The sequence below is a fragment of the Pedobacter sp. KLB.chiD genome (assembly GCF_047040275.1).
Lineage (GTDB): Bacteria > Bacteroidota > Bacteroidia > Sphingobacteriales > Sphingobacteriaceae > Pedobacter.
In genome coordinates this window covers 3,905,269-3,929,541 of record NZ_CP178207.1, presented here as the reverse complement: position 1 = coordinate 3,929,541, position 24,273 = coordinate 3,905,269, and the positions used below count along the sequence as shown (strand labels likewise).

General features: G+C 38.7%; 23 protein-coding genes. 11 read left to right on the top strand and 12 right to left on the bottom strand.

Annotation, left to right across the window (positions count from 1 at the left end):
* Positions 1 to 39: 39 nt before the first annotated feature.
* A complete protein-coding gene (gene pdxA / locus ACK1I8_RS16085; RefSeq protein WP_412466335.1) occupies positions 40 to 1,119 on the bottom strand; it encodes a 4-hydroxythreonine-4-phosphate dehydrogenase PdxA in 1,080 nt (359 codons plus the stop codon).
* A gap of 154 nt (positions 1,120 to 1,273) precedes the next feature.
* On the opposite strand from pdxA, the gene rsmA reads away from it, so the two are divergent.
* Together rsmA and ACK1I8_RS16075 are read left to right on the top strand one after the other, a co-directional pair.
* Positions 1,274 to 2,059 carry a 16S rRNA (adenine(1518)-N(6)/adenine(1519)-N(6))-dimethyltransferase RsmA gene (gene rsmA, locus ACK1I8_RS16080; RefSeq protein WP_412466334.1) on the top strand — a complete coding sequence of 262 codons (786 nt, stop codon included), beginning with the start codon at positions 1,274 to 1,276 and terminating at the stop codon, positions 2,057 to 2,059.
* A 382-nt stretch (positions 2,060 to 2,441) separates the two neighbouring features.
* Complete coding sequence (locus tag ACK1I8_RS16075; RefSeq protein WP_412466333.1) at positions 2,442 to 3,038, top strand: thioredoxin family protein; 597 nt, start codon at positions 2,442 to 2,444, stop codon at positions 3,036 to 3,038.
* A 153-nt stretch (positions 3,039 to 3,191) separates the two neighbouring features.
* Here ACK1I8_RS16075 and ACK1I8_RS16070 read toward each other — a convergent pair whose 3' ends face one another.
* Positions 3,192 to 3,473 (bottom strand): ATP-dependent Clp protease adaptor ClpS, encoded by a 282-nt coding sequence (locus ACK1I8_RS16070; protein WP_025143968.1) that lies wholly within the window; start codon positions 3,471 to 3,473, stop codon positions 3,192 to 3,194.
* Positions 3,474 to 3,647: 174 nt separating this feature from the next.
* On the opposite strand from ACK1I8_RS16070, the gene ACK1I8_RS16065 reads away from it, so the two are divergent.
* The 4 genes from ACK1I8_RS16065 to ACK1I8_RS16050 all read left to right on the top strand — a co-directional run bounded on the left by ACK1I8_RS16065 (position 3,648) and on the right by ACK1I8_RS16050 (position 7,346).
* Complete coding sequence (locus ACK1I8_RS16065) at positions 3,648 to 4,694, top strand: 3-oxoacyl-ACP synthase III family protein (RefSeq protein ID WP_412466332.1); 1,047 nt, start codon at positions 3,648 to 3,650, stop codon at positions 4,692 to 4,694.
* Between the two features lie 250 nt (positions 4,695 to 4,944).
* Positions 4,945 to 5,397: a D-aminoacyl-tRNA deacylase gene (gene dtd, locus ACK1I8_RS16060; protein WP_412466331.1), complete on the top strand. Its 453-nt coding sequence runs from the start codon at positions 4,945 to 4,947 to the stop codon at positions 5,395 to 5,397.
* A gap of 91 nt (positions 5,398 to 5,488) precedes the next feature.
* A complete protein-coding gene (locus tag ACK1I8_RS16055; RefSeq protein ID WP_412466330.1) occupies positions 5,489 to 7,030 on the top strand; it encodes a glycosyltransferase family 39 protein in 1,542 nt (513 codons plus the stop codon).
* The gene (locus ACK1I8_RS16050; protein ID WP_412466329.1) at positions 7,020 to 7,346 is read left to right on the top strand and encodes a nucleotide pyrophosphohydrolase; all 327 of its coding nucleotides are present in this window, start codon (positions 7,020 to 7,022) and stop codon (positions 7,344 to 7,346) included. Before ACK1I8_RS16055 ends, ACK1I8_RS16050 begins: the two co-directional genes overlap by 11 nt.
* Positions 7,347 to 7,362: 16 nt before the next feature.
* Here the strand turns inward: ACK1I8_RS16050 and ACK1I8_RS16045 are convergent, their stop codons facing one another.
* Positions 7,363 to 7,665 carry a DUF4286 family protein gene (locus tag ACK1I8_RS16045; protein ID WP_412466328.1) on the bottom strand — a complete coding sequence of 101 codons (303 nt, stop codon included), beginning with the start codon at positions 7,663 to 7,665 and terminating at the stop codon, positions 7,363 to 7,365.
* A gap of 25 nt (positions 7,666 to 7,690) precedes the next feature.
* Here ACK1I8_RS16045 and ACK1I8_RS16040 point away from each other — a divergent pair, with 25 nt between their 5' ends.
* Positions 7,691 to 7,825 carry a hypothetical protein gene (locus ACK1I8_RS16040; protein WP_412466327.1) on the top strand — a complete coding sequence of 45 codons (135 nt, stop codon included), beginning with the start codon at positions 7,691 to 7,693 and terminating at the stop codon, positions 7,823 to 7,825.
* A 232-nt stretch (positions 7,826 to 8,057) separates the two neighbouring features.
* On the opposite strand, the gene ACK1I8_RS16035 is transcribed toward ACK1I8_RS16040, so the two are convergent.
* A complete protein-coding gene (locus ACK1I8_RS16035; RefSeq protein WP_412466326.1) occupies positions 8,058 to 9,881 on the bottom strand; it encodes a tetratricopeptide repeat protein in 1,824 nt (607 codons plus the stop codon).
* 228 nt (positions 9,882 to 10,109) lie between these two features.
* Here ACK1I8_RS16035 and ACK1I8_RS16030 point away from each other — a divergent pair, with 228 nt between their 5' ends.
* The 3 genes from ACK1I8_RS16030 (at position 10,110) to ACK1I8_RS16020 (ending at position 14,452) form a co-directional block, all read left to right on the top strand.
* A complete protein-coding gene (locus tag ACK1I8_RS16030; protein ID WP_412466325.1) occupies positions 10,110 to 11,993 on the top strand; it encodes a S9 family peptidase in 1,884 nt (627 codons plus the stop codon).
* A gap of 2 nt (positions 11,994 to 11,995) precedes the next feature.
* The gene (locus tag ACK1I8_RS16025) at positions 11,996 to 13,669 is read left to right on the top strand and encodes a sensor histidine kinase (RefSeq protein WP_412466324.1); all 1,674 of its coding nucleotides are present in this window, start codon (positions 11,996 to 11,998) and stop codon (positions 13,667 to 13,669) included.
* 93 nt (positions 13,670 to 13,762) lie between these two features.
* On the top strand, positions 13,763 to 14,452 hold the full coding sequence (locus ACK1I8_RS16020) for a response regulator transcription factor (protein ID WP_412466323.1): 690 nt from the start codon (positions 13,763 to 13,765) through the stop codon (positions 14,450 to 14,452).
* An 83-nt stretch (positions 14,453 to 14,535) separates the two neighbouring features.
* On the opposite strand, the gene ACK1I8_RS16015 is transcribed toward ACK1I8_RS16020, so the two are convergent.
* The 4 genes from ACK1I8_RS16015 to ACK1I8_RS16000 form a co-directional block, all read right to left on the bottom strand.
* Complete coding sequence (locus ACK1I8_RS16015) at positions 14,536 to 15,777, bottom strand: metallophosphoesterase (RefSeq protein ID WP_412466322.1); 1,242 nt, start codon at positions 15,775 to 15,777, stop codon at positions 14,536 to 14,538.
* Positions 15,778 to 15,869: 92 nt separating this feature from the next.
* Positions 15,870 to 17,357, bottom strand: coding sequence for a magnesium chelatase (locus tag ACK1I8_RS16010; protein ID WP_412466321.1), 1,488 nt, complete (start codon positions 17,355 to 17,357; stop codon positions 15,870 to 15,872).
* A 159-nt stretch (positions 17,358 to 17,516) separates the two neighbouring features.
* Entirely contained in the window at positions 17,517 to 18,614 is a 1,098-nt protein-coding gene (locus ACK1I8_RS16005; RefSeq protein WP_412466320.1) for a vWA domain-containing protein, read from the bottom strand.
* Between the two features lie 176 nt (positions 18,615 to 18,790).
* Entirely contained in the window at positions 18,791 to 19,669 is an 879-nt protein-coding gene (locus tag ACK1I8_RS16000) for a carbohydrate kinase family protein (protein WP_412466319.1), read from the bottom strand.
* A gap of 93 nt (positions 19,670 to 19,762) precedes the next feature.
* Here ACK1I8_RS16000 and ACK1I8_RS15995 point away from each other — a divergent pair, with 93 nt between their 5' ends.
* Complete coding sequence (locus ACK1I8_RS15995; RefSeq protein ID WP_412466318.1) at positions 19,763 to 20,188, top strand: YybH family protein; 426 nt, start codon at positions 19,763 to 19,765, stop codon at positions 20,186 to 20,188.
* A gap of 248 nt (positions 20,189 to 20,436) precedes the next feature.
* Here the strand turns inward: ACK1I8_RS15995 and ACK1I8_RS15990 are convergent, their stop codons facing one another.
* The 4 genes from ACK1I8_RS15990 to ACK1I8_RS15975 all read right to left on the bottom strand — a co-directional run bounded on the left by ACK1I8_RS15990 (position 20,437) and on the right by ACK1I8_RS15975 (position 23,909).
* The gene (locus ACK1I8_RS15990) at positions 20,437 to 21,051 is read right to left on the bottom strand and encodes a sugar O-acetyltransferase (protein ID WP_412466317.1); all 615 of its coding nucleotides are present in this window, start codon (positions 21,049 to 21,051) and stop codon (positions 20,437 to 20,439) included.
* Positions 21,052 to 21,153: 102 nt separating this feature from the next.
* Positions 21,154 to 22,032: a cupin-like domain-containing protein gene (locus ACK1I8_RS15985; protein ID WP_412466316.1), complete on the bottom strand. Its 879-nt coding sequence runs from the start codon at positions 22,030 to 22,032 to the stop codon at positions 21,154 to 21,156.
* A 129-nt stretch (positions 22,033 to 22,161) separates the two neighbouring features.
* Positions 22,162 to 22,947: a DUF3050 domain-containing protein gene (locus ACK1I8_RS15980; RefSeq protein ID WP_412466315.1), complete on the bottom strand. Its 786-nt coding sequence runs from the start codon at positions 22,945 to 22,947 to the stop codon at positions 22,162 to 22,164.
* Positions 22,948 to 23,027: 80 nt separating this feature from the next.
* Positions 23,028 to 23,909, bottom strand: coding sequence for a cupin-like domain-containing protein (locus ACK1I8_RS15975; protein WP_412466314.1), 882 nt, complete (start codon positions 23,907 to 23,909; stop codon positions 23,028 to 23,030).
* Positions 23,910 to 24,273 lie beyond the last annotated feature (364 nt).

Sequence of the window (24,273 nt, the reverse complement as noted above, 5' to 3'; positions counted from 1 at the left end):
TAAGAACCCTCAACCTTTATACCTTCAGCCTTCAAACCTTTAAGACGCATCATCTTTTATATCAAACTGCGTTTCAACTACTTTTCCACCTGAACGCAATTGATTGCCCAGCATTTCCTCCTGCTCGCGACGATTTTTAACGATGTGGATGGCCGAAAACAAAGCTTCGGTAAACGAAGTCGAATCAGCTAAATTTTTACCTGCAATATCATAACCTGTTCCATGATCGGGAGAAGTACGCACAAAGTTTAAACCAGCGGTATAATTTACGCCGTTGTGGAAAGCCAGTGTTTTAAAAGGAATTAAACCTTGATCGTGATACATGGCTAAAACGGCATCAAATTGTTTGTAGCTGCCGTTACCGAAAAAGCCATCAGCAGGGTATGGACCAAAACAAATAATGCCTTTATCGTAAGCTTCCTGAATGGCTGGCGAAATAATTTCAGCTTCTTCTGTACCCAACAAGCCATTATCGCTGGCGTGTGGGTTTAATCCCAGAACAGCAATTTTTGGTTTTTCGATCCAGAAGTCTTTCTTTAAACTTTCGTTAATCAGTTTTAATTTATTTATAATTTTATCTTTTGTAATGGCCGCCGGAACATCTTTTACCGGCATATGGCCTGTTACCACACCAACACGCAAATTTTCGCTGATCAGAAACATCAGCACATCTTTACTTCTGCTTTTTTCCTGTAAATACTCGGTATGGCCCGGAAAGGAAAAAGTTTCTGACTGGATATTATGTTTGTTAATGGGGGCGGTTACCAAAGCATCAATATCGCCGTTCACAAGGTCGGCCGTTGCACGTTCTAATGATAAAAGCGCGTATTTTCCACCTGTCGCCGTAACCTGGCCCAATTCGATTTTTACATCTTCTTCCCAGCAATTGATCATGTTAGCCTTTTTAGGCATCGCCTGGCTGGCCTGGCTAACTACATTAAAACTGAAATCGCCCAGATTATTCGCTTTTCTATGAAAAGATGAAATCTTGGTATGTCCGTAAACAACTGGAGTACAATAATTTAAAATGGCCGGGTTGGATAATGTTTTAATGATTACCTCTAAACCTATGCCGTTTACGTCGCCTATACTGATGCCAATTTTAAGTTTATTGCTCATAATTACCGGAAAATTTTAGCGCAAATTACTGATTTTCGCTTAAACCCTTTAAAAAAAATGAAACCGCAATGCGCGCAGATTGATCTGCAAAGAAATAATAAGCCTATCTTTGCTCACAAATTTAATTTTAAAATCCCCTTCAGGGGCACGGGGTATGAGTTTAGTAAAAGCAAAAAAACATTTAGGGCAACATTTTTTAACCGATAAAGGCATTGCCAACCGCATTGTTGAGGCTTTGGTGAATACCGATCAGTATGATCAGGTTTTAGAAGTAGGCCCAGGGATGGGAATCTTGTCTGATTTTTTGCTGCAACGTCAGGATTTAACAACTTATCTGATTGATATCGATACCGAATCTTTCCATTTTCTGAACGAAAAGTATCCGCAATTAGGCGATCGTTTAATTAATGGCGATTTTTTAAAACTCGATTTTGATGCTATTTTTCCATTTCAGTTTGCCATCATCGGTAACTTTCCTTACAACATCTCATCGCAGATTTTATTTAAGATTTTAGATAACCGCCATAAAGTAGTAGAAATGGTGGGCATGTTTCAAAAAGAGGTGGCACAGCGATGCGCGGCACCGGCCGGCAGCAAAGAATATGGTATTTTAAGTGTGTTTCTGCAGGCTTATTATAAAATTGAATACCTGTTTACGGTTAAACCAGGTACTTTTAACCCACCGCCAAAAGTGCACTCGGCAGTGATCCGTTTAACCAGAAATGAGGTGGAAACTTTAGACTGCGATGAAAAATTATTCTGGCGGGTAGTTAAGGCCGGTTTTAACCAGCGCAGAAAAACCTTACGCAATGCTGTTTCTGCAGTGATGCCAAAAGATAAAATGGACAACCATATCTACTTTGAGAAACGCGCCGAGCAGTTAACCGTTGCTGATTTTGTAGCCTTAACGCAACACGTAACCAAGTTGATGGCGGTTTAATCAGCAACAATTTGTGAAGCTTACTTTTTTGAAAAGCATGCTCCGGTGCATTTCGGTTCCGGTAGCCCCGTTTTCCGTTTTACTCCTCCCCGGTGAAACCATTGGAAAACAATAAATCCATATTTAAACCGGGAGTCGTGCTCACTCCAACCGCGTTTATCTAACCTCCGGTACTGCAACAAAGCAGGGTGATGTTCTTGTTGCCCTGTTAACCGCAATTAAGAGATTCTTCACTGCGTTCTGAATGACAGGGTGAAAGAGAAAAGCTAAAATCTGTGTCGTCCCAAAACCGGTGTAATCACCCGCTTGCGCTTTCTTGCAAAATCATGATTATTTTCAACTGATTTCTCCTTTCCTTTGCGCTGTACTTTTAAGAAATCTTATGATAAATTATCGCGAAATTTTCGAACAGGGCATGGATTATCAAACCTACCGGGCATTGGTTGATCAACTTCTGCTGGAGGGAAAAGCCACTGGTGATGTAGCTTACGATCTGCACTATACTAAAATGAATGTGCAGCGCATGAACCGCGTAGATAAAACAATTAGCTTAAATGATGAACTGGTATCCGTAATCGGTCACCTTGAAAAAAATTATAAGTTTTTAGTGATTACCGAGGGCTGGTGTGGCGATGCTGCTCAGATTGTTCCGATGTTCAATAAAATCGCAACGGCTTCGTTAGGTAAAATTGATCTGAAATTTGTACTTAGAGACAAAAATCTCCCGTTAATTGATGCGCATTTAACCAATGGGGGTAGAGCAATTCCAATTTTAATTGTTTTGAATGAATCAGCAGACCAGGTTTTAGCAACCTGGGGACCGAGACCACAAATTTTACAGGAACTTTTAAAAGAGTGGAGAAAAGAAAGCACCGAGATGCCGATTTTGGCGGAAAAACTTCACGGCTGGTATGCCAAAGATAAAACCCAAACTACGCAGGCAGGATTAATTGCGGTTTTAAAAGGATTGGAGAGTTAATTTTTGTGGAATAGTCGTCATCTCGACTGAAACGCAGTGAAATGCCTGCCCGTACAGGCGGGGAGAGATCTGCCTAGATAGATTTCTCAACTACGTTTCTCTCCGCTCGAAATGACGATGTTGCGAGGCGCGTTCGCGAGAAAAATAATCCTTTTAATCAACCGAAACCGTCAAGCCCTCTTGCTGTAATATTTTACGATATACTTCCATTTCGGTAAAAGAGCCTTCTAAAACAGGGCATTTACCTTCGTTATGCACTTTCCATGCAATTTTTTCGGCCTGCGATTCGTTATAATCCAGATACTTCATCATGCAATAAATCACATGATCGAAAGTATTGATATCATCATTCCACAAAATAAGGCGATGTACGGTTTTTAAGGAAGTTAAAATCTCTTCGAGCGTAAAGGTCTCTTCTTTGGTTTCTGTAGACATGGTGCAAAAATAACTATTTTTATGTAAGATGTAATATGTTAAATGGAAGATGGTTGTGATTATTTTAGACTATAGACGTAGAGTTTTTGGACTTTGCATTACATTTTCCATCTTACCTCATACATCTTACGTCTCTTTTAATACATTTGTTAATCAACTAATATAAACACGAGCATGCACCAATCTAAAATTGCAGGAATAGGTTACTACGTTCCGAAAAATGTGTATACCAATGATGATCTGAGCCGTTTTATGGATACAAACGATGCGTGGATCCAGGAGCGTACAGGGATTAAAGAACGTCGTTTTGCCGATCGTAATGAGGAAACAACTACTACCATGGGTATTGAAGCGGCCAAAATTGCCATCGAAAGAGCCGGGATTACCGCCAAAGATGTCGATTTTATCGTTTTCGCTACGTTAAGTCCTGATTATTATTTTCCGGGATGTGGCGTATTGTTGCAGCGGGAAATGGGTATGGGCGAAATCGGTGCTTTGGATATCCGGAATCAATGTTCAGGCTTTGTATACGCGCTTTCAGTAGCGGATCAGTTTGTGAAAACCGGCATGTATAAAAATGTGCTGGTGGTAGGAAGCGAGAAACATTCTTTCGCCATGGATTTCGAAACCCGTAGCCGTAATGTATCGGTAATTTTTGGCGATGGTGCAGGTGCTGTTGTATTACAGCCTACAGATGAAACCGGAAAAGGAATTTTGAGTACGCATTTACACAGTGATGGTGCGGATGCTGAAATCCTGGCCATGTACTATCCCGGGTCTCATGCCAATAAATGGCTGAAGGATAAACCAGCCTATCCGGAACAGGAATTGGGCGGATTGTTTATGACCCAGGAAATTTTGGAAAGCGGGGCTGCTTTACCTTATATGGACGGGCCTTCGGTTTTCAAAAAAGCGGTAGTGAAATTTCCAGAAGTCATAAAAGAGGCTTTAGCGGCCAATCATTTAACTGAAAAAGACATCGATCTGTTGGTGCCGCACCAGGCCAACCTGCGTATCAGTCAGTATGTGCAGCAATTGTTGGGATTAAATGACGATCAGGTGTTTAACAATATTCAAAAATACGGCAATACCACGGCTGCTTCTGTTCCCATTGCCTTATGCGAAGCCTGGGAGGCAGGTAAAATCAAAGGTGGCGATCTGGTTTGCCTCGCCGCATTTGGATCTGGCTTTACCTGGGCCAGTGCGCTGATTAGGTGGTAGGGTTTAGGATTTAGGAAAATGGCAAGCACATTAGGGTAAAATAATAAGGATAATAGTTATGATACATACGATATCCGAGGAGTGTTTTATTGCTAAGATAACAAGTCTCTTTTTGTTAAGGTAATCCGTTCCACAATAAAAAAAGCAGCGTGAAAAAGCCGTTTTTGTTTACGCCCGAAGAAGAGAATTACAAAAACGACTAAAATACCTATCTTACGCATACAATAGATTTAAGCAAAAATAGTATAACATGCGTGCAGTTTTACAAAGAGTTACACAGGCCAGTTGCACGGTTGAAGGTAATATAACAGGTGCCATTCAAAATGGCTTTCTGGTATTGTTGGGTATTGAAGATGCAGATACTGTAGAAGATTTAGAATGGTTGGCGCAGAAAATTATCGGTATGCGTGTTTTTAGTGATGAAAGCGGACTGATGAACAAGGCGCTTGCCGATGTTGGAGGTGATATCCTACTGATCAGTCAGTTTACCTTATTTGCTTCTACCAAAAAAGGAAACCGTCCGGGCTTTACAAGGGCAGCCCGACCGGATGTAGCAATTCCGCTTTATGAGAAAATGATCGATAAACTTTCGGTGTTATTGGGGAAAAAAGTGAAAACAGGGATTTTCGGTGCCGATATGAAAATAGCTTTATTAAATGATGGTCCGGTTACGATTATAATTGACACTAAAAATAAAGAATGATTGAAATTTAATAGTCCTTGTGTAACTAATCCAGCAACAAACCGTCAGATCATGATTAAATCCAGCTATTAAAATTTGAACTCAAGTTGACATGAAGGATCAAAATCCTAAACAACCGGCGGAATACATTATTCTTGTATCTTTTCTGATTTTGAAGGTAGTTTTATCTTTTATGCTGGTTAATTCGGTTTATGAATTACATCGCGATGAATTCCTGCATTTAGATCAGGCAAACCATCTTGACGCAGGCTTTACCTCTGTTCCTCCACTAACTTCATTGTTTTCGTGGCTGATTAAAGCTTTTGGCAATAGCTATTTCATGGTAAAGCTTATTCCTGCATTGTTTGGTGCCTGCACCATATTGTTTTGCTGGAAAATTGTTGATTTTTTAAAAGGAAACCTATTGGCCAAATGCCTGGTTGCTGTAGCTTGCATCTGTTCTGCTCTGCTCAGGTTAAATACGCTGTACCAACCAAATTCTTTTGATGTTTTAGCCTGGACAGCGATATTTCATTATCTGTTAAAATATTTCGATAAAAACGAAGCCAGATATCTTTATGCTTTTGCTGTTTTTGTAGCGCTGGGTTTCTTAAATAAGTATAATATTTTATTTTTGATCATTGGTTTGTTACCTGCCATCATCATTACACCAAACCGGAAAATATTTACGGATAAAAGCCTTTATGTGGCTATTTTATTGGCGCTTTTCTTGATTTCACCTAATGTGATCTGGCAGATTAGCCATCACTTTCCGGTTCTCATCCATATGAAGGCCCTGCAGTCTACCCAATTGGTGTATGTAAACCGTATCGATTTTTTTATCGGGCAGTTCCTCTTTTTTATCAGTTCCATTTTTATCCTCTTGGCCGGGATCGGGAGTTTAATTTTTTATAAAGAATTCCGGAAATACAACTGGATTATTTTTACTTATATCATAACCCTCCTCGTATTTAGCTATTTTAAAGCAAAAGATTATTATGCCCTGGGCTTATATCCCGTGTTACTGGCTTTTGGTGCTGTTTATTTAAGTCGGGTTTTAGCTAAAAAATATGTATTAACCGGATTGTTGTTTGTTTTTAACATAGGTTCGTTTATTTATCTGCTGCCACTTTTGATGCCGGTTTACAGTCCTTCGCAAATTATCGCCCGTCATAAAAGGTTCGAACGGGTAGGCGCATTACGCTGGGAAGATGGAAAGAACCATGAGTTGCCTCAGGATTATGCAGATATGCAGGGCTGGAAAGAACTGGCTGCACTTGTTGATACCGCTTATGGAAAGGTTAAAGATAAATCTTCCGTATTGATACGTGCCGATAATTATGGACAGGCAGGCGCAATTAATTATTATTCGAAGTATACAAATATCAATGCGTTATCGTACAATGCCGATTACCTGTATTGGTTTAAAATGGATAAGCCTGTAAAAGATTTAATTTTAATTGAATGGTCTGGTGATGAAGATCCGCAAAGGAAGAGAGAGCAACCATTATTTGATAAAATTACTAAAATTGGCGAATTGAAAAATCCTTATGCCAGAGAAAAAGGTGCGGCAGTTTTTTTACTGGAAGGCGCAAAAAAAGAAGTTACCGGTATCATAAAATCAGAAATAGAAGCAGAAAAAAATGACCATTAACGAAGCACAGGAAACAGTAGATAGCTGGATAAAAACCACAGGGATCCGTTATTTTAATGAACTAACCAACACCGCCATTTTGATGGAAGAAGTTGGGGAGGTGGCCCGGATTATGGCCCGTAAATATGGCGAGCAGTCGTTTAAAAAAAGCGACGAAGAGGTAAACCTGGCCGATGAAATGGCCGATGTAATGTTTGTGCTGATCTGCCTGGCCAATCAAACCGGTATTAACCTCACCGATGCTCTGGAAAAGAACCTGGCGAAAAAAAGCATCCGTGATGCCCACAGGCATAAGAATAACGAGAAGCTTAGATAAGTCAGGAGTCCGAAGTCTAAGCAATAAATTCCATTAGGCTACGGTAGGCAACAAAACGGTTTTTATACCTTTCGTTTAATTCGGCCTGTAAAGCTGGAGCAAAGGTTTCCTGGTATTTATTGTATTGATCTAATGTTTCTACAACATATTGTGAACAGTAAGTTACCCCTTCATTAGGTGAATCGACAACTTTTAATAAACGGTTAGACACAAACATACCTGTAGCCATAACCTGTGGAATATGAACATCCTGCATCCACTGTAACCATTCTTCGGCTGCTGCATCTTCGAGGATGAGCGTAACATTATATAAAAACATACAACAAAGGTAGATAAATATATAGATGTTAAAAATTGATGAATATAGTTTTCATCTTAATTTAATCGGAGCTTATTTAAGAAACATAAAAGCACTGGCTCATGGAGAACAGGTTTTTGGTTATGCGCTTCAGACAGGGCGCATGGTAAAAGAAATTTGATTATTGATATTTTTGCACTGATTCTTTCAACTATATATCAATTCTCTACATATGTTTAGGGCAAGTTGAATTAGTTAATTTGCTGGCAGTTTGCATTTACTTAACCGATTTGACTATTAACTATCAACCATTAATCAGTTTGTAATTCAGTTAACCGATTAACCAAAGTTTAGTTTCCAATTCTCAATTTGCAGTTGCCACTGAACTAATGACTAATGAACCATTGAATCCTTTAAACTCCGTCTCCCCGTAAACTTCTAAATCTTTTTCTCGCGTCAGCACTGAACATACTGCCGGGATAATCCGTAATCAGTTTTTGGAAGTATATTTTGGCCTGTGCAACATCATTCAGTTTCTTTTCGTACAGGTCGCCTAGGGTGAATAGCGCATCATCTGTCCAGATCCCGTCTTTAAATTCTTCTGTTACCTTTTTTAAGATATCGGCCGCTTTTTGAAAATCGTTTGCTTTAATAAAAATCCGCGCTTTACTCATCATAATGGCATCAGTTAAGCTATTTTGAGGGTAAGCAATGGCAATGCTATCCATTTTTTTTATGGCTTTTTCGGGCAGGTTTCTAAATAAAAGCATTTCTGCATCAGCATACATTTTTAAGGCATTGCTATCGGCTGGTGTCTGGATGTTATCGCTGATCAATAAACTTAAGTTCAATGCATCATTCGCTATCAATTGTGAGGTAGCCGCTTTTAAAACCAAACATTGGCTATTGCTGTACTCGAAATTTCCCTGATAAAAAGAAAGTTTAGCGCTCCTGAAGCGGGCCTCATTTCCTACAGGCTGTCCTTCAAACCGTTTGCTCACCTGCTCGTATACTAAAAAAGCTTCCCAGGGCTGGTTGGTTAAAATGTAAATGTCGCCTAAATCAAGTTTTAGCTGCCCTAAGTCCTGATCGTTAATGCCAGGCATTTTTATGGCTTCTTCCAGCTCTTTTTCGGCACTGCCGGGTTGATTTAAATAGTAAGCCTGTAAGTTGGCCAGTTTTTTTATGGCAAACAGCGTATTCCTGTTCTTCCCGTTTTCATCCAATAGTGTCTGATAGTCTTTCGCAAGCAGATCCAGGTCTGCAACGGTATATTTCCCATTGGTGCGAAGGTTGTACCTGGTATTCAGCATTTCTATTTTGGAAGGAAGATAATAGGGGTTGTCTTTTCCTTTAGTGAGCAGATAATCGTAAGCCTTAATCGCTGTTTCGTAAGCACCATTATCAACAAAGGTATAAATGGCATTAAATAAAGTCCCCCCGTCAGCTTTGGTGCGTTTATCATAAGCGATAAGCTGGCGTAGTGCCATATCAAATTCCTGTTGTTGAATATAATTCCAGGTGAGTAACTGGATGTAAACTTCGGCATCAGGTGCTTTTTGTATTTTTTTTAAAATGCCCGCCTGGAAGGTTTGATAATCGTTTTTATCTTCGAAAACCGAAGAAATTACGGTTTCTGCCTGTGGTAAAAGCTGCGGCATGGTTGCAAGTGCATCCAGATATTCCTGCATCAGCATAGGTTTATCTTTTTTAAAACGATAGATGTTTAATAATTCAAAAACAAACATCTGATCGTCTCCAAATAGTTTTCTGCCCTGTTTAAAGGTCTGTACGGCATAGTCGTAGTTTTCGAACCGGTAAAAGCTATTGGCCAGATTTCTGATCTTAAATTCCTCTTTTGGTAGTTTAGCAATTACATCATTAAAGATTTTATTGGCCGCCTGCATATCGCCTTTCTCCTGATAAAGCTTGCCCAAAGCGATTGGATAGATATCGTTCTGTGGATTTTTTTTGATTTCCTTTTTAACTACTTTTTCCGCCACATCATAGCGTTTCAATTTTAGCAGTGCATTAAAGTAAATATCAAAATACACTTCGTTATTCGGGGCGGAATAAAGTTTTTCCAGTAACACCACTGCCTTGTCGTATGCTCCATCCTGATAATACTGGATAGCCAAACTACTTTCATCAGATGCAATCTGCTGATTAGGGCGAAAGGTCTGTGCACTGGCTCCAAACGACAGCAACAAAAATATGATGAAAAACAAGCGGTTCATAAATCCTAAATTAGCTGTTTTAAATGTAACTTTTTAATACATCGTTAACCAAACCAATAATGGATATTAAACGTATTTTAAATGTTACCTGTATTTTATTTTGTAGATATTTTATAAATACTAAATTGAACCGATACTTATTATTGATCACATGAGTAACATTGTTGGTGTAAATCGCTGTTAAATTGTTGTGATACTTATTTTTGTCTTCCCGTAAAGGATTTATTTATGCTTAAAAGGATTTCCCTATTGTTGATGGTCGCATTGATCTGGGCTTGCAAAGGCACAGAAGATGATACTATTCCCGTAGACGATTTTTTTAAAACGCAGGATAAAGCCTACTATCGTATTTCTCCGGATGGGAAAAGTCTTTCCTATTTAAAGCTTCATGATCAAAAACTGGATCTTTTTGCTGAAGATATTGCCACCGGAAATAGTGTTCAGTTAACCCATTTAAACGGAAAGAATATCAGTTTTCATTTCTGGACCAGTAATAATGAACTGATTTATTATACCGAAGACGGATCTAAGGAACGCAGGTCAGATATTTTCGTGATCAATAAAGATGGGAGTAAGCAGGTGCAATTGAGTGCCAATGAGAAAAACAGATTGAGGGTAATAGAAGATCAGCTGATTGATGATAAATATATAATTGTAGCTTCCAATAAACGTGATTCGACGGTTTTTGATGTATATCGCTTGAATGTACGGAACGGGAAAATGGAGATTGCGGCCAAAAATCCAGGCAATATCACCAGATGGATGACTGATAGTAAAGGTGTACTTAAAATTGCCGTTGCCAGTGATGGGGTGAACGAAACCTTATTGTACCGCGAAAATGAAAATGAATCTTTTGTGCCTGTAATTACCAATAATTTTGAAACTACTTTTCAGCCCATTGCATTTTCTGAAGATCAGCCTAATGTACTTTATGCCATTTCCAGCATTAACCGCGATAAGAACGCACTAGTAGCGCTTGATTTAAAAAAAGGGAAAGAAAAAGAGGTGCTTTTTGCAAATGATACCTTAAATGTGGTAGATGCAACATACTCCCGTTTCCGGAAAAAAATGCTTTTTGCAACCTGCGAAACCTGGAAAAGAGAAAAATTTTACCTTGATGATAGCACAAAAATAGCTTATTCGAAGATAGATGCACTTTTGCCTGGTACCGAATGGGTAATTATGGACAAGGATAAAACGGATAAGGTATTTGTAATACGGACTTTTACCGATAAAAATCCGGGTTCTTATTATCTGTATACTGCCGCAGATCAGAAGCTTAAAAAGCTTACTGATGTAAGTCCTTCTATTAAGCCGGGGGATATGTGTGCCATGAAGCCCATCAGCTTCAAAAGCCGGGATAGTTTAACCATTAATGGTTATTTAACTTTACCTAAAAATAAAAAGGCGGTTAACTTACCAGTGGTGGTGGTGCCGCATAACGGACCGAAATCAAGAAATAGCTGGGGTTATAATGCGGAAGTACAGTTTTTGGCCAACCGTGGCTATGCCGTTTTGCAGGTAAATTACCGGGGTTCTACCGGTTACGGGAAATCATTTTATGCTGCAGGTTTTAAACAGTGGAGCGATAAAATACAGGATGATGTTAACGATGGGGTAAAATGGCTGATCAAGGAGAAAATTGCCAATCCGAAAAAAATTGCCATTTATGGTAATGGTTTTGGGGGCTATATTGCTTTAAATTGTTTGTATAAAAATCCCGAACTTTATAAATGTGGTGGATCAAATTCTGGTGTAATTAACCTGTTTAGTTACCTGAAAACTTTCCCTCCGTTTTTAAAGGCCAAATTGCAGATGTATTACGAAATTATAGGCAATCCGGTAACCGATACCGATTATATGCGCTTTGCTTCACCTGTGTTTCATGCAGACCGCTTTAAATCACCTGTTTTTATTGCCCAAAATCCCAAAGACCCTAGTGTTAACGTAGCAGAAGGCGTGCAGTTTATCAAAGAACTTAAAAAAAGGAATGTTCAGGTTACTTATATCGAAAAAGAGGAGGGACCAGACCCTTTGGTACGTCAACAGAGCAGGACAGCTTTGTACAAAGCCTTGGAAGAGTTTTTAAATGAAAACCTTGGTAAAAAATAGGTATGGCCTTAGATAAACAAAGCAGCTACCGTAAAAACTTTACCTTAGGTGTAACTTTCATTACACTCATCTCCATTCTTTTTATCCTATCACTTTTCCTTGCCTTTAATTATAGCAAAAAAACGATAGAGAATGATTTTGTCTCAGAGAAAGTAAATGTACTGGAACAGAGTATTAAGCCGTACAATGACTTTTTTCAGAACAAAATGCCCGAGATTTCTTATTATAACGGCTATTTGGATTCTTCTACTGCAGCAAAGTTTGTAGATACCGTGATGTTAAAATATCCTTTCATCTCCAAAGTTACTTTTTACGATACAGAAGTGAAGAATGTTCCTGTGAAAGATGGGATCAATGCAAATCATCTGGGCATTGGGCCAAAATCGATTTTTCAGTTTGGGAAAGGGGTAAAGCCTGATTCGGTAAAGCTGTACTCAGAAAATAATACAAAATCTTTTACCGTGGGAAGTGATTTTAATGCCATTGCCATAAAACTGGCTACTTTTGTTGAAGATCTCGATACCGCATCGGTACCCACACAAGAAGAGTTGTTTACCAACTTTTCTATCGTTAATTCCAATGAAAACAAAATCACTTATTTAAATATTCCCCGCCGCGAAGATTTAAGGATATATAAAGATATGATCAGGCGGAAGTTAAATCCGGCACCGGTATATCAACAGGATATAATGGTTTTTAAGCTTGATGCACATCAAATCAAAATCATCAATACCAGGCCATTATTATATCAAATAATCAGGATTGAACCCTTAACTTATGATCCGATAGATACTTCAGATGAAAATATCAATACCGAGATTGCCCTGCCAGGGCCATTTTCTGATTTTAAATTATACCTCATTTCATCAAAATCTTACATCAAGAAAGAAATTTTTATTTATTTCATGCCTATTGCCCTGGTATTATTACTGGTTTACGGTGTGCTTTTACTGGTTGCATTTCTGATTTACCGTAACCTGAATATCAACAGTAAAATGTTTAAGCTGCAGTACGATTTCGTGAATAACCTCACACATGAGTTTAAAACACCCGTTAGCGTAATTAAGATTGCAGGAAACAATATTAAAAGTGCTGCCGCATTAAGCCAGAAGGAGCAGCAGCTCTATGGCAAGATACTGGATGAAGAGGCCGACAAACTGAATGGTTTAATGAACAAATTACTGGCTTTTACACAAATCGAAAATAAGGCCATTAAACTCAACCGTGAAGAGGTTAATATTGTCGATTTTATCGAAAGTACAATTGAGTCGCATACCTTAAAACATCCCGATTTTAAGATTACTTATGAAGTAGCCGGATTTAAAACCTTTATTACCGATCCGGTACTGATGGGAAGTTTGTTCGATAACCTGGCAGAGAATGCTTACAAATATTCAAAACCAGAACATAAAAAACTGCACATTAGTGCAAAACTGATAAAGGGGGTACTGGTTTTTCGCTTTGCCGATAAAGGAATAGGTATCGCTGCGTCTGAATTAAACAATATATTTAAGAAGTTTTTCAGGATCCAGAATGAATATAACCAAATGGGCAGTGTAGGCTTAGGTTTGGCATTCTGCAAAGAACTGGTTAACTTTATGGAAGGAGAAATCTCTGTAAAAAGTAAAGTAGGAAGTGGTACGGAGTTTAAAATCGTGCTGCCCTATAATAGTTAAATTTAATAGTTGAAATATCAAACGTTGAAAGGTTGGAATGTTAAACTTAACCTTAAACTTTTCAACCTCACAACCGCATTAAAACACACATAAATGTCTAAAGAAGTAAAAATATTAATTGTAGAAGATGATGAGAATCTTCGTTTTCTGGTAGCCCACCGATTAAAGGCTGAAGGTTATACCGTGATGGAAGCCAATGATGGTGAAGCTGGTGAAAGAATGATTTTAGCTGATCAGCCTGATATTGTTTTATTGGATTGGATGATGCCAGGTAAGCAGGGTGCAGAGGTTTGTGAGCATGTGCGTAAACAGGGTTTCGAAAACCTGGTGATTATGATGACCGCAAAGGCTCAGGATGTAGATAAAATTGATGCCTATAATTTTGGTGCATCTGATTATATCACTAAACCATTTAATATGGATGTATTGGTGGCGATGTTGGAGAGCAAGGTGAAATTTATCGTGAATAAAGATTCGGCCGAGATCCATCGTTTTGGTAATATGGAACACCATCCAAACATTCACACGTTATTCAGAGATGGAAAGAAAATCGAATTAACGATATTGGAAAACCGTATTCTCCTTTATTTTCTGCGCAACCCGGGCAAAGTAATCAATCGTGATGAATTGATGTTAGTAGTATGGGGCTACAATTCTGATGTCAATACCAGAACGCTTGATATGCATATTGTACGCTTGCGTAAAAAGATAGAACTGAACCCTGATAATCCACAGTTGTTGCAAACCGTTAGGGGGGTAGGTTACCGCTTTAATGCCGGATAAGAAAATGATTGAGTTTTGAATGAGAGAATGTTCAGGCGTATCGCCCTATTCTCTCATTCCATCACGCTCTCATTCAACATTAGCTATGCTCTCTTTAAGGTGAATATCGTAATCTCCGGTAAAATACCAACCCTGCCCGGATAACCTAAAAAGCCGTAACCTACATTAACATAAAGTTGCTGTTTTTGTTCCTGATACAAACCAGCCCATTCTTTATAAATGTATTGCACCGGGCTCCATTGCATCTCTTTTAAACGTATGCCAAACTGCATGCCATGCGTGTGGCCGCTGAACATGGCATCTATTTGTGGGTATTTTTGTAAAACCTCTCCACGCCAATGCGAAGGATCGTGGCTTAATAACAATTTTACAGGTAAATCATCCGTATGTTGAACGGCGAGTTCCATTTTTCCATATTTAGGAAAACGACCCATTCCCCAGTTTTCAATGCCTAAAATCCCGATTTCTTCACCATCTACCTTTAATCTCCGGTTTTCATTCATTAGAAGATTGTAGCCCATTATTTTGTGCACATCAACCATATCTTTCAGGTTTTTTACTTTGGCCGGAGACGATTCCTTACCGAAATAATAATCACCGTAATCGTGATTCCCTAATGAGGAATAGACACCTAGTGGTGCTTTTACTTTCGAAAATATATCCTGATAATCCTTTACTTCGTTGGTAAGGTTATTTACCAAATCACCTGTGAAAAAAATAAAATCAGGTTTCTCTTTCAATAACATTTCTACCCCACCTTTCACGGCTGTTTTATTATAAAAGCTACCAGAATGGATGTCAGAAATCTGTCCCATCGTAATACCATCAAAAGCTTTGGGTAGGTTAGGGAGGATTAAATTGACGCGCCTCACCTGGTAGTCGTATGCGCCTGAAATTATTCCCCAGCTTAGTGAAGTTAAAGGAACAGCTGCTGCTACCAATCCTGCTTTAACTAAGAATTCTGAACGTGATATTGGCTCTGCCCCGCTAATTGGCTGGTCTTTTATTCTTGATTTTTTTCTGAAAAGTTTAATGAATAATCTTCGTAAATCATCCAGAATCAGAAATGGCAGCATCGCCATTTTACACGCTACGGTTAAAAAGAAAGCCACTAAAATGATGGCTCTAAGCGTAAGGAAAAGATTAAGGTAAATTCCTGCAAAAACGCCAATAATTAGCAGAATGCTATAACTCCAGTATAAAATACCGAAGATTTTTTTTGTTTTTGGTTTCCATTTAAAAACGGAAACAATGGCTTTAAAGAAATAAATATCGAAGGCTGTAATAAGTATGCAGGCCGCAATGATGAAAGGTAATCTTCCCATTAGGTAATTCGGGTTTTTAAATAAAAAGCTTTGGCAAATCCTCCTTCAAGCGAAGAATTTGTCAAAGCTAATCAAATTAGATAAATTCAATATTATCTGAAGTCGTCTTCATCCTCTTCTTCGTCAAATTCGGCATTGAATAAACTGCCAAACATATCGGAGAAGCCGAAGCCGCCATTCAAAAAGTTTTTGCTCAATTGCGAATATTCAGCTAAACCGTGTAATACGAATTCCATTAAAAGTAAAGTTTGGTTCTCACTTAACTTGGGATGAAACTTTTTCACCAGATCATATAAACCTGGTACCAGCATCAGCGCCTTTTTATATTGCATATTGGTTAAAACATCCGTAATATCAACATGATTGCCGTCGGTAAACCATTCAGTTACTTCGGTATACGGATTGGCCGTTTTTGCTTTCTTTGCTTTTTCAGGATCGGGGAAATAACGTACGAATAAGGTTTTAACGGCTTTGCCAATCAACGTTGTCGCTACATGCGCCGGGCCTTCAAGTTCGCCTTCATAAACCAATTCTATTTTACCGGTTATGGCCGGGATAACTCCTGCAAAATCAGATAAACGTACAAAAGTGTTTTTCTCGCCAGAGATCAGCATTCTTCTTTCGGCTGTGCTGATCAGATTTTCATAAGCAGAGATGGTTAACCTGGCCGATACACCCGATTTTTGGTCAATGTATTCACTCTTACGGGCTTCAAAAGCAATTTGCTCTATTAAATCTTTCACCAATCCCTCGGCCTCTATATTGGCTCGTTGATCAGCAGTTAATCTGGCCTCCTGGAAAGTGATTTTACGCGAAATTTCTACCGTTTTTGGGTAGTGGGTCAAAATCTGGCTCTCAATCCTATCTTTTAGTGGTGTAACGATGCTTCCGCGGTTGGTATAATCTTCCGGATTTGCTGTAAATACAAACTGGATATCCAGTGGTAAACGCAGTTTGAAACCACGGATCTGAATATCTTTTTCCTGCAGCATGTTAAATAGCGCCACCTGGATACGGGCCTGTAGATCGGGCAGCTCATTAATTACAAATATACTGCGGTGTGCACGTGGAATCAGACCAAAGTGGATTACGCGCTCATCATTGTAGGTCAATTTCAGCGTAGCAGCTTTGATAGGGTCAACATCGCCAATTAAATCAGCAACGGTAACATCAGGTGTGGCCAATTTTTCGGTATATCTTTCACTTCGGTGCAACCAGGCAATTTCAGTATCATCGCCCTTTGTGGCAATTTCATTTTTGGCATACCAGGAAATTGGATTTAACGGATCATCAAAAATTTCACTCCCGGCTACATATGGTACGTACTCTTCCAATAAATTTACCATTAAACGGGCAATACGCGTTTTTGCCTGTCCGCGTAAACCTAAAAGTAAAATATTATGACGAGATAAAATGGCTGTTTGCAGCTCTGGGATTACCGTTTCATCATAGCCGATAATGCCTTCAAACTCTGTTTTTTTATCGCGTAAAACTTTAATCAGATTTTCCCTGAGTTCTTCTTTTACCGATCTCGACTTATATCCTGTGGTTTTAAGCTGGCCTAATGTTGTGTTTTGCATCTTTTAAATTGGTTTAAGGCATAGGGTTTAAGCGATAAGGTTTGCAAAGTGTACAAGCCTCTTCTATAAATCTATACCTCTTTTTAGTGTTTTATGGTTGATTGGGGTAGGCATTGGCGATAGTTTTTACTTTAAGCCTAATATCTTCTACCTCCATCCTTACTTAACTGTTTTTCTTCTGTTTTTAATATAATCTTCGAAAATGTATTCGCCTAAGCCGTTTAAAGAGCTATAAAAAGCCCTGCCACCATTAATTTCTGTAAACTGCCGGACAAACTGCTGCAGGTAAGGATCTTTTGCAATCATAAATGTCGTAATCGGAATCTTCAGCCGCTTACATTGGGCCGCCATGTTTAAGGTTTTATTGATAACTTTCCTATCCAGTCCCATGCTGTTTTTGTAATATCTGCCATTTTCCTTTAAACAGGTTGGTTTCCCGTCTGTTATCATGAAAATCTGTTTATTATGGGTTTTTCTTCGGCGAAGTAAATCTGCAGCTAATTCTAATCCGGCATAAGTATTGGTGTGGTATGGTCCAACCTGTAAATAAGGCAGGTCTTTAACACTGATGGGCCAGGCATCATTTCCAAAAACCACAATATCTAAGGTATCTTTTGGGTATTTTGTTTTAATCAGCTCGGCCAGGGCCATGGCCACTTTTTTTGCTGGTGTAATCCGGTCTTCACCATATAGAATCATGGAGTGCGAAATATCGATCATCAACACCGTAGAAGTTAAGGTTTTAAAATCCTTTTCCTCTACTTCCAGGTCGCGATCGGTTAAAGTAAAATCGCCAATGCCATGGTTAATCTGTGCATTTTGTATCGAAGCAGTCATATCGATCTGATCCAAGCTATCACCGAAATTATATTCCCGCCTGTCGGCATTTTTTTCTTCGCCGATTCCAGATTGGTTACTGTTATGATTACCACGACCAGATTTTTTGAGTTTGCCAAAAATTTCGTCCAAGGCCGATTTGCGGATGGTCTGTTCTGTTTTGGCTGTAATTTTAAATGCTCCGGATTGATTGTCTTCCGTTAGGTAGCCTTTATCTTTCAGGTCGTCGATAAAATTACCAATACCGTAATCGTTATTGGTTAACTTATATTGTTTGTCGAGTTCGTTCAGCCAGCTTAAAGCCTCTGCTGCATCCCCAGCTGTATAATTCAGCAGTTCGCTAAATAATTTCAGCAACTCATCAAACCCACCCTTTGGCGTATCGCCCGGCTTATAATCAGAAAAACGAAAACCTCTCATGTGCTTGTATTAACGATTTATCGAAGATAAAAGTTTCGCTTAGCATTAATTTAAGCGCGGTGTCATATTTGGCGGCAACAAGAAAGGTAATAGCTGAAAGACCAAAGTATGGTAAATTGGAAACTACAAACTGAAAATTGCCAACTGTTCACTCACAACTGGAAGCAAAATGTTTATTAAAGCGACATGTGGTAGATTTTTTTGTTGTACTCCGGGTTTGCACCTGGTTGCGAGGCTACAAAAGCACCCACCTTACAGGCATTGTCTAAAGTGCTTTCCATGGTATAACCCTGCAGGTAACAGGCAATAAAGGTGGCTAAAAAGGCATCGCCGGCACCAACCGTATCCACTACCTGGACTTTATAACCTGTATGTTTAAATAATTTGCCATCATTTAATACGCAGGCACCCTTATCGCCAAGTGTAAGGCAGATGATTTCGATATTGAACTGAACAGAAAGCTGTTTTAACAGTTGTTCTTCAGTATTACCCGTTAACCCAAAGGATTCTTTTACCCAGACTAGTTCGTCTTCGTTTATTTTTAAGATATCTGCTTTTGCCAAAAGCTCACCGATCAACTCTTTTGAATAAAAGGGCGTGCGGAGGTTGATGTCGAATATTTTAATCTTGGCATTTTCCAAAAGCCTGAGGATGGTTGCTTTAGATTTTTCTTCCCTGCAGGTTAAACTGCAATATACCAATGCATCTGCCTGTTTTACGGCTGTAATATTCTGCTCTGTAATTTTGATATCATCCCATGCCACGGGTTGTTTTATGGTATATGTAGCCTGATGGTTTTCATCTAGTTGCACCACAACCGTACTGGTGGGTAACTCATCATCAATCTGAATTAAATCCGTCCCAAAATGATTGGCTGCTAAAAAATTGACCAGTTCTTTGCCGTTTTCATCTTTGCCTATGGCGCTAATAAAGCGGCTTTCTATACCTTGTTTGTGTAAATTAAGGGCAACATTCATGCTGGAGCCGCCGGCTTTTTTGCCTTCCGGAAAAACGTCCCAGAGTATTTCGCCAATTGTGATTACTTTATTTTGCATAGCAGATTTATAGAGTTGTAAATAAAGAATTTTTAGCCATTGAACAAAATAATTTGTTTCATATCTTTAATTTTTAACTTAACCCAGATCATCATGAAAAAAATACTTCTAATTGCATTGTTTTTTATTTCTTTCAGTGCTTTAGCTCAACATGCAAAAGATAAGCAAGCTATACTTAATCTACTTGAAAAGCAGCGTACCGATTGGAACAATGGTGATGTTGAAGCTTTTATGCAGGGTTATGAAAAATCGGATAGTTTACTTTTTGTAGGTAAAAGCGGACCCACTTACGGCTGGCAAAAAACATTGGATAATTATAAAAGAGGTTATCCTGATAAGGCCGCTATGGGCTTTTTGGTATTTGGTATAAAAAAAGTCGATTTTTTAAAACCCGATCTGGCTTTTGTATTGGGCAGCTGGAATGTTAAACGGGAAAAGGATGAACTTAAAGGGTATTTCACCTTATTGATTAAAAAAATTAAGGGAGAATGGAAAGTGGTTGTAGATCATAGCAGCTAATTACGGAAAAGGTGGGATGTAAAATGGCTAAGAGTGAACAAACTTGCCGGTAATGAAGCGCTCCCAGAGTACTCATTTCGGGCCGGGTGACACGAAGTCAAGAAATCTGTTTTAGATGGATAACCTGTATCTTCCTTATTTGTAATGGGGATTCGGGAGATTAGCATTTTAAATGCTAAAGGAAGTAGTTTTCATGGCAATACAATCGCCATTCTCGTGCATCCCCGGTTACAAATTGGCACTACTCTCTATTCTCCCAGTTTAAAATCCTTGTAATAGTAATCTTTATCTGCGTCTGTTAACTGGCGGATTATCCTGCAGGGGTTTCCTGCAGCAAATACATTGTCTGGAATATCTCTGGTTACAATGCTCCCTGATCCGATTACTACGTTTGATCCTATTGTAACGCCCGGATTAATGACTACGTTCCCACCGATCCAGACACTATTACCAATGGTGATTTCTTGTGCCCATTCGTATTCCTGATCACGCAGATGAGCATGAATTGGATGCCCAGCAGTATAAATGGCTACATTTGGCGCAATAAAAACGTTATTGCCAATGCTTACTTTTGCACAATCTAAAATAACAAGGTTGAAATTGGCATAAAAATGATCACCGATTTCAATATTGTAACCATAATCGCATCTGAATGGCGGTTCTACATAAAACATCTTTTCTGTTTTGCCGAAAAGTCTTTTCAGTAATTCCTTGCGTTGTTTAATCAATTTCGGAGCCAGGTGATTAAACTCATAGACTATTTCGCGGGCTTTTAATCTTTCTCTAGCCAGTTCTGCATCACCCGCCTGGTAAGCTTTACCCGCCAGCATTTTTTGTTTTTCGGTAAGTGTGTTGGTATTCATTAATCATCTGATTTTAATATGCACTTATTGTTATCCGCAATAATAATAAAAAACGGGGCTATCGTTTACCGATGCCCCGTTGAATTTAATTTTTTCCAATCGCTATGGTCTGCCTTTGGCTAAAGCCCTTTCAGCTATTTTAACTGCTCTTTTCTCTCTCCAATGGGCATATTTTTCTTTGAAAGTCATTTTAATCAAACTGTCAATGGCGCCATGGGTAAATAAACTCCAAACGCTCGCTATTTTACGTGTAACCGATTGATCCCAAGCTCTTAAACTTAAAGAGAACGAACCATCCACGTATTTCATCCAGTGCCACATACCGGTTGGCATAAACAAAGTATCGCCATGTTCTAAGAAAACTTCATAACCTTCTACACCATTCAGTGCCGGAAATTTTTTGAAATCAGGATTTGCCACGTCATAATCTTCCAAAGCATAAGTTGCATTTGGAAGGCAATACAATCTATCTTTCCATTTATAATCGAATAGGATAATGTGTTTTCTGCCACCAAAGTGGGTATGGAAAATATGCGGTAAATCGATGTCGTAATGTAAAAAGGTTACGGAGTTAGATCCGCCAAAAAACATCGCAGGCATACTTTCGATAAAACCGCCCATTAAATCTTTGGGGATTTTTACATCATTGATTAAACTCGGCACTTTTTTAAACAGATTAAAAAAGAATATGCGCAGTTCGGTTGGCTCCCGTTTGATCAGGTCGAGATAATCGCCGAATTTCATGTGTGCGGTAGCGGCATTAATTGGCTTAGACGGATCTGCCTTAGAGTTATCATAAAGCGGAACTTCCAGCTCTCCGCCAATTTCCTTTAAATATTCAGTAGTCCATTTTTCTCTGGCAGGCCAGTCTTTAGTTAGGCCCCTGATGACTAACGGACGTTTAGTTTTCAGATAATTTTTCTTAAAATCTTCGGGAGTGATGCTCTCAACGATATCAACAGGTTTTAAAATGAAACTCATGAGCTTAAAAATCGGTTATTTGTGCCGAACAACAAATGTGTAAATTTTATTTTATAAAATTGTTGTAAACAGGTAAATGTGACTAAAATCACGTAATCTAAAATTAGTGAATACTTAACAATTTAATAATTAAGCTCCAACTTTATTTTTGACAATTTCGGCATACGCGGCATCCCACAGGTCTATTCTTTTTTGTAGCGCCCTTTTTGCAGTCTCTTCTGCTTCTATCCAAAAGGCTTCGTCTTTTTCACAAAGCTTCTCCGTCATACTGAGTGCTAAATGGCTATGGTGATCGCCATCTACTTCTATATGGCGCTCTAAGTAATATTTGAAGATCGAAACCTGATCAGGTTGGGTGCTGTTCAGGTCATTTACCATGCTAAAAAACATGTTTGGAATTAAATCCTCCCGACCAAAGGTAAAGCTCGCTGCCTGTAGGTAAGTTTTTCCACTGTTAATGGTTTCGAAAGTAGCAAGAACAAAATCTCTAGCACTTGCTGGTACCCTTGCAATTTCGAAAGCATCATTAAAGTTTTGTCCATTTCTTAGTTCCGCTAAAAAGCTATGGATAGATTTTGTATTTGCGTTACATTGTTCCATGGCATCGAGATAGAGCTCGAAGTGACTTTTTATGTCTCCATTAGCATCCACATCCGATTCTTCCCCAGCTACAATCTCATTGATCAATTGTCGGGTAACAGGGTCTCCTACCGGAAACCAAGGTAAGCTTGTGCAGGTTAAATTTATCTGCAATGCTTTTAGCAGCGACATAAAATCCCAAACCGCAAAAATATGATATTCCATAAAAGTGCGTAGATCTTCCACTTCACTAATTGCCGAATAAACCTTATGGTTAATAATCTCTTGTCTGAGTGGCGCTATTTCTTTTTGGATTTTTATAATATTGGAATGCATATTTGAGTTCTGTGTTTGGAGTATTGAGTTTGGAGCCGGAACCTCATCATCCTACTTAATCGTTAGCTTTATTCTTTTCGTTATTTCGGTAAATTTTTTTCCAACGCTTTATTAGCCCTTTTAATGGCGAGTTTTTCTTTCCACTGCATGTATTTTTCGCGATAGTTTGCTTTCATAAAGTCGTCAAATTTACGCTGTAAAGTTAAGTTATACAAGCTTTTTGCTTTCACGCCCCAGCTTTTATCCCATGCCCTTAAGCTAATCGAGAAAGACCCATCCAGGTATTTCATCCAGTGCCAGTAACCGGTAGGCATAAACAAGGTATCGCCGTGCTCCAAAAAGGCTTCGATACCCTCAACACCCTTTAATGCCGGAAATTTATCAAAATCGGGGTTTTCCACATCATAATCTTCCAAGGCATAAGTGGCATATGGAATTTGATACAAACGTTCTTTCCATTTATAATCAAATAAGATTACATGTTTTCGTCCATTAAAGTGAGTGTGGAAAATGTGTGCCAAATCAATATCATAGTGTAAAAAGGTTACTGAACCTTTACCGCCAAAGAACATATTAGGATAACTATCTAAAAAACCACCCATTAAATCTTTGGGCGCAACGTAATCTTCCAGAAGCTTCGGCGCAAACTTTATCGGATCGAACAAAAAGATCCGCAGGTCAGTTGGCGTTTCCTTAATCAAGTCTATGTAATCACCAAATTTCATTTGGGCAGCAGATGCATTTATAGGCTTGGATGGATCAGCTTTAGAGCTGTCGTAAAGTGGAACAGTTTTATCACCTACAACTTCTTTCATGTATTCCATCGTCCATTTTTGATAAGCTGGCCATTTCTTAGCCATATTTTTTATAACTAATGGTTTGCGTGGTTTAAGATAGTTCAGCTCGAAATCTGATTTAGATATATCTTCAACTATATCTATGGGAGATAAATTGAATTTCATGTTAAGAAACTATTAATAGCGCAAAATTATATAGTTAAAAATATTACACATTATAATAGCTAAAACTTGAAAAAAGACTGACAATTCATCAAAAAAAGTCAGAAGGTATAAATGTATTTAATAAACCAAACTTGATAATTATTTATTAAAATACTTTCCCTTAAATATCCCGTCCCTGACCAATTCATCATACTGATCCTAAAGCTATCGGATTTGTTTTATAAGTAGAAATAATATTTTCAATGACCTTGCAGCTACTTCGTGGTCGGCCAGCAGGAAAGCCCCAAAAATGAATTAGCCTCAGTGCGCTCGCTTTGGGCCCGGTTCACTTCGTAGTTTTCCGCTTCGATGCAGGTCAGGGTTG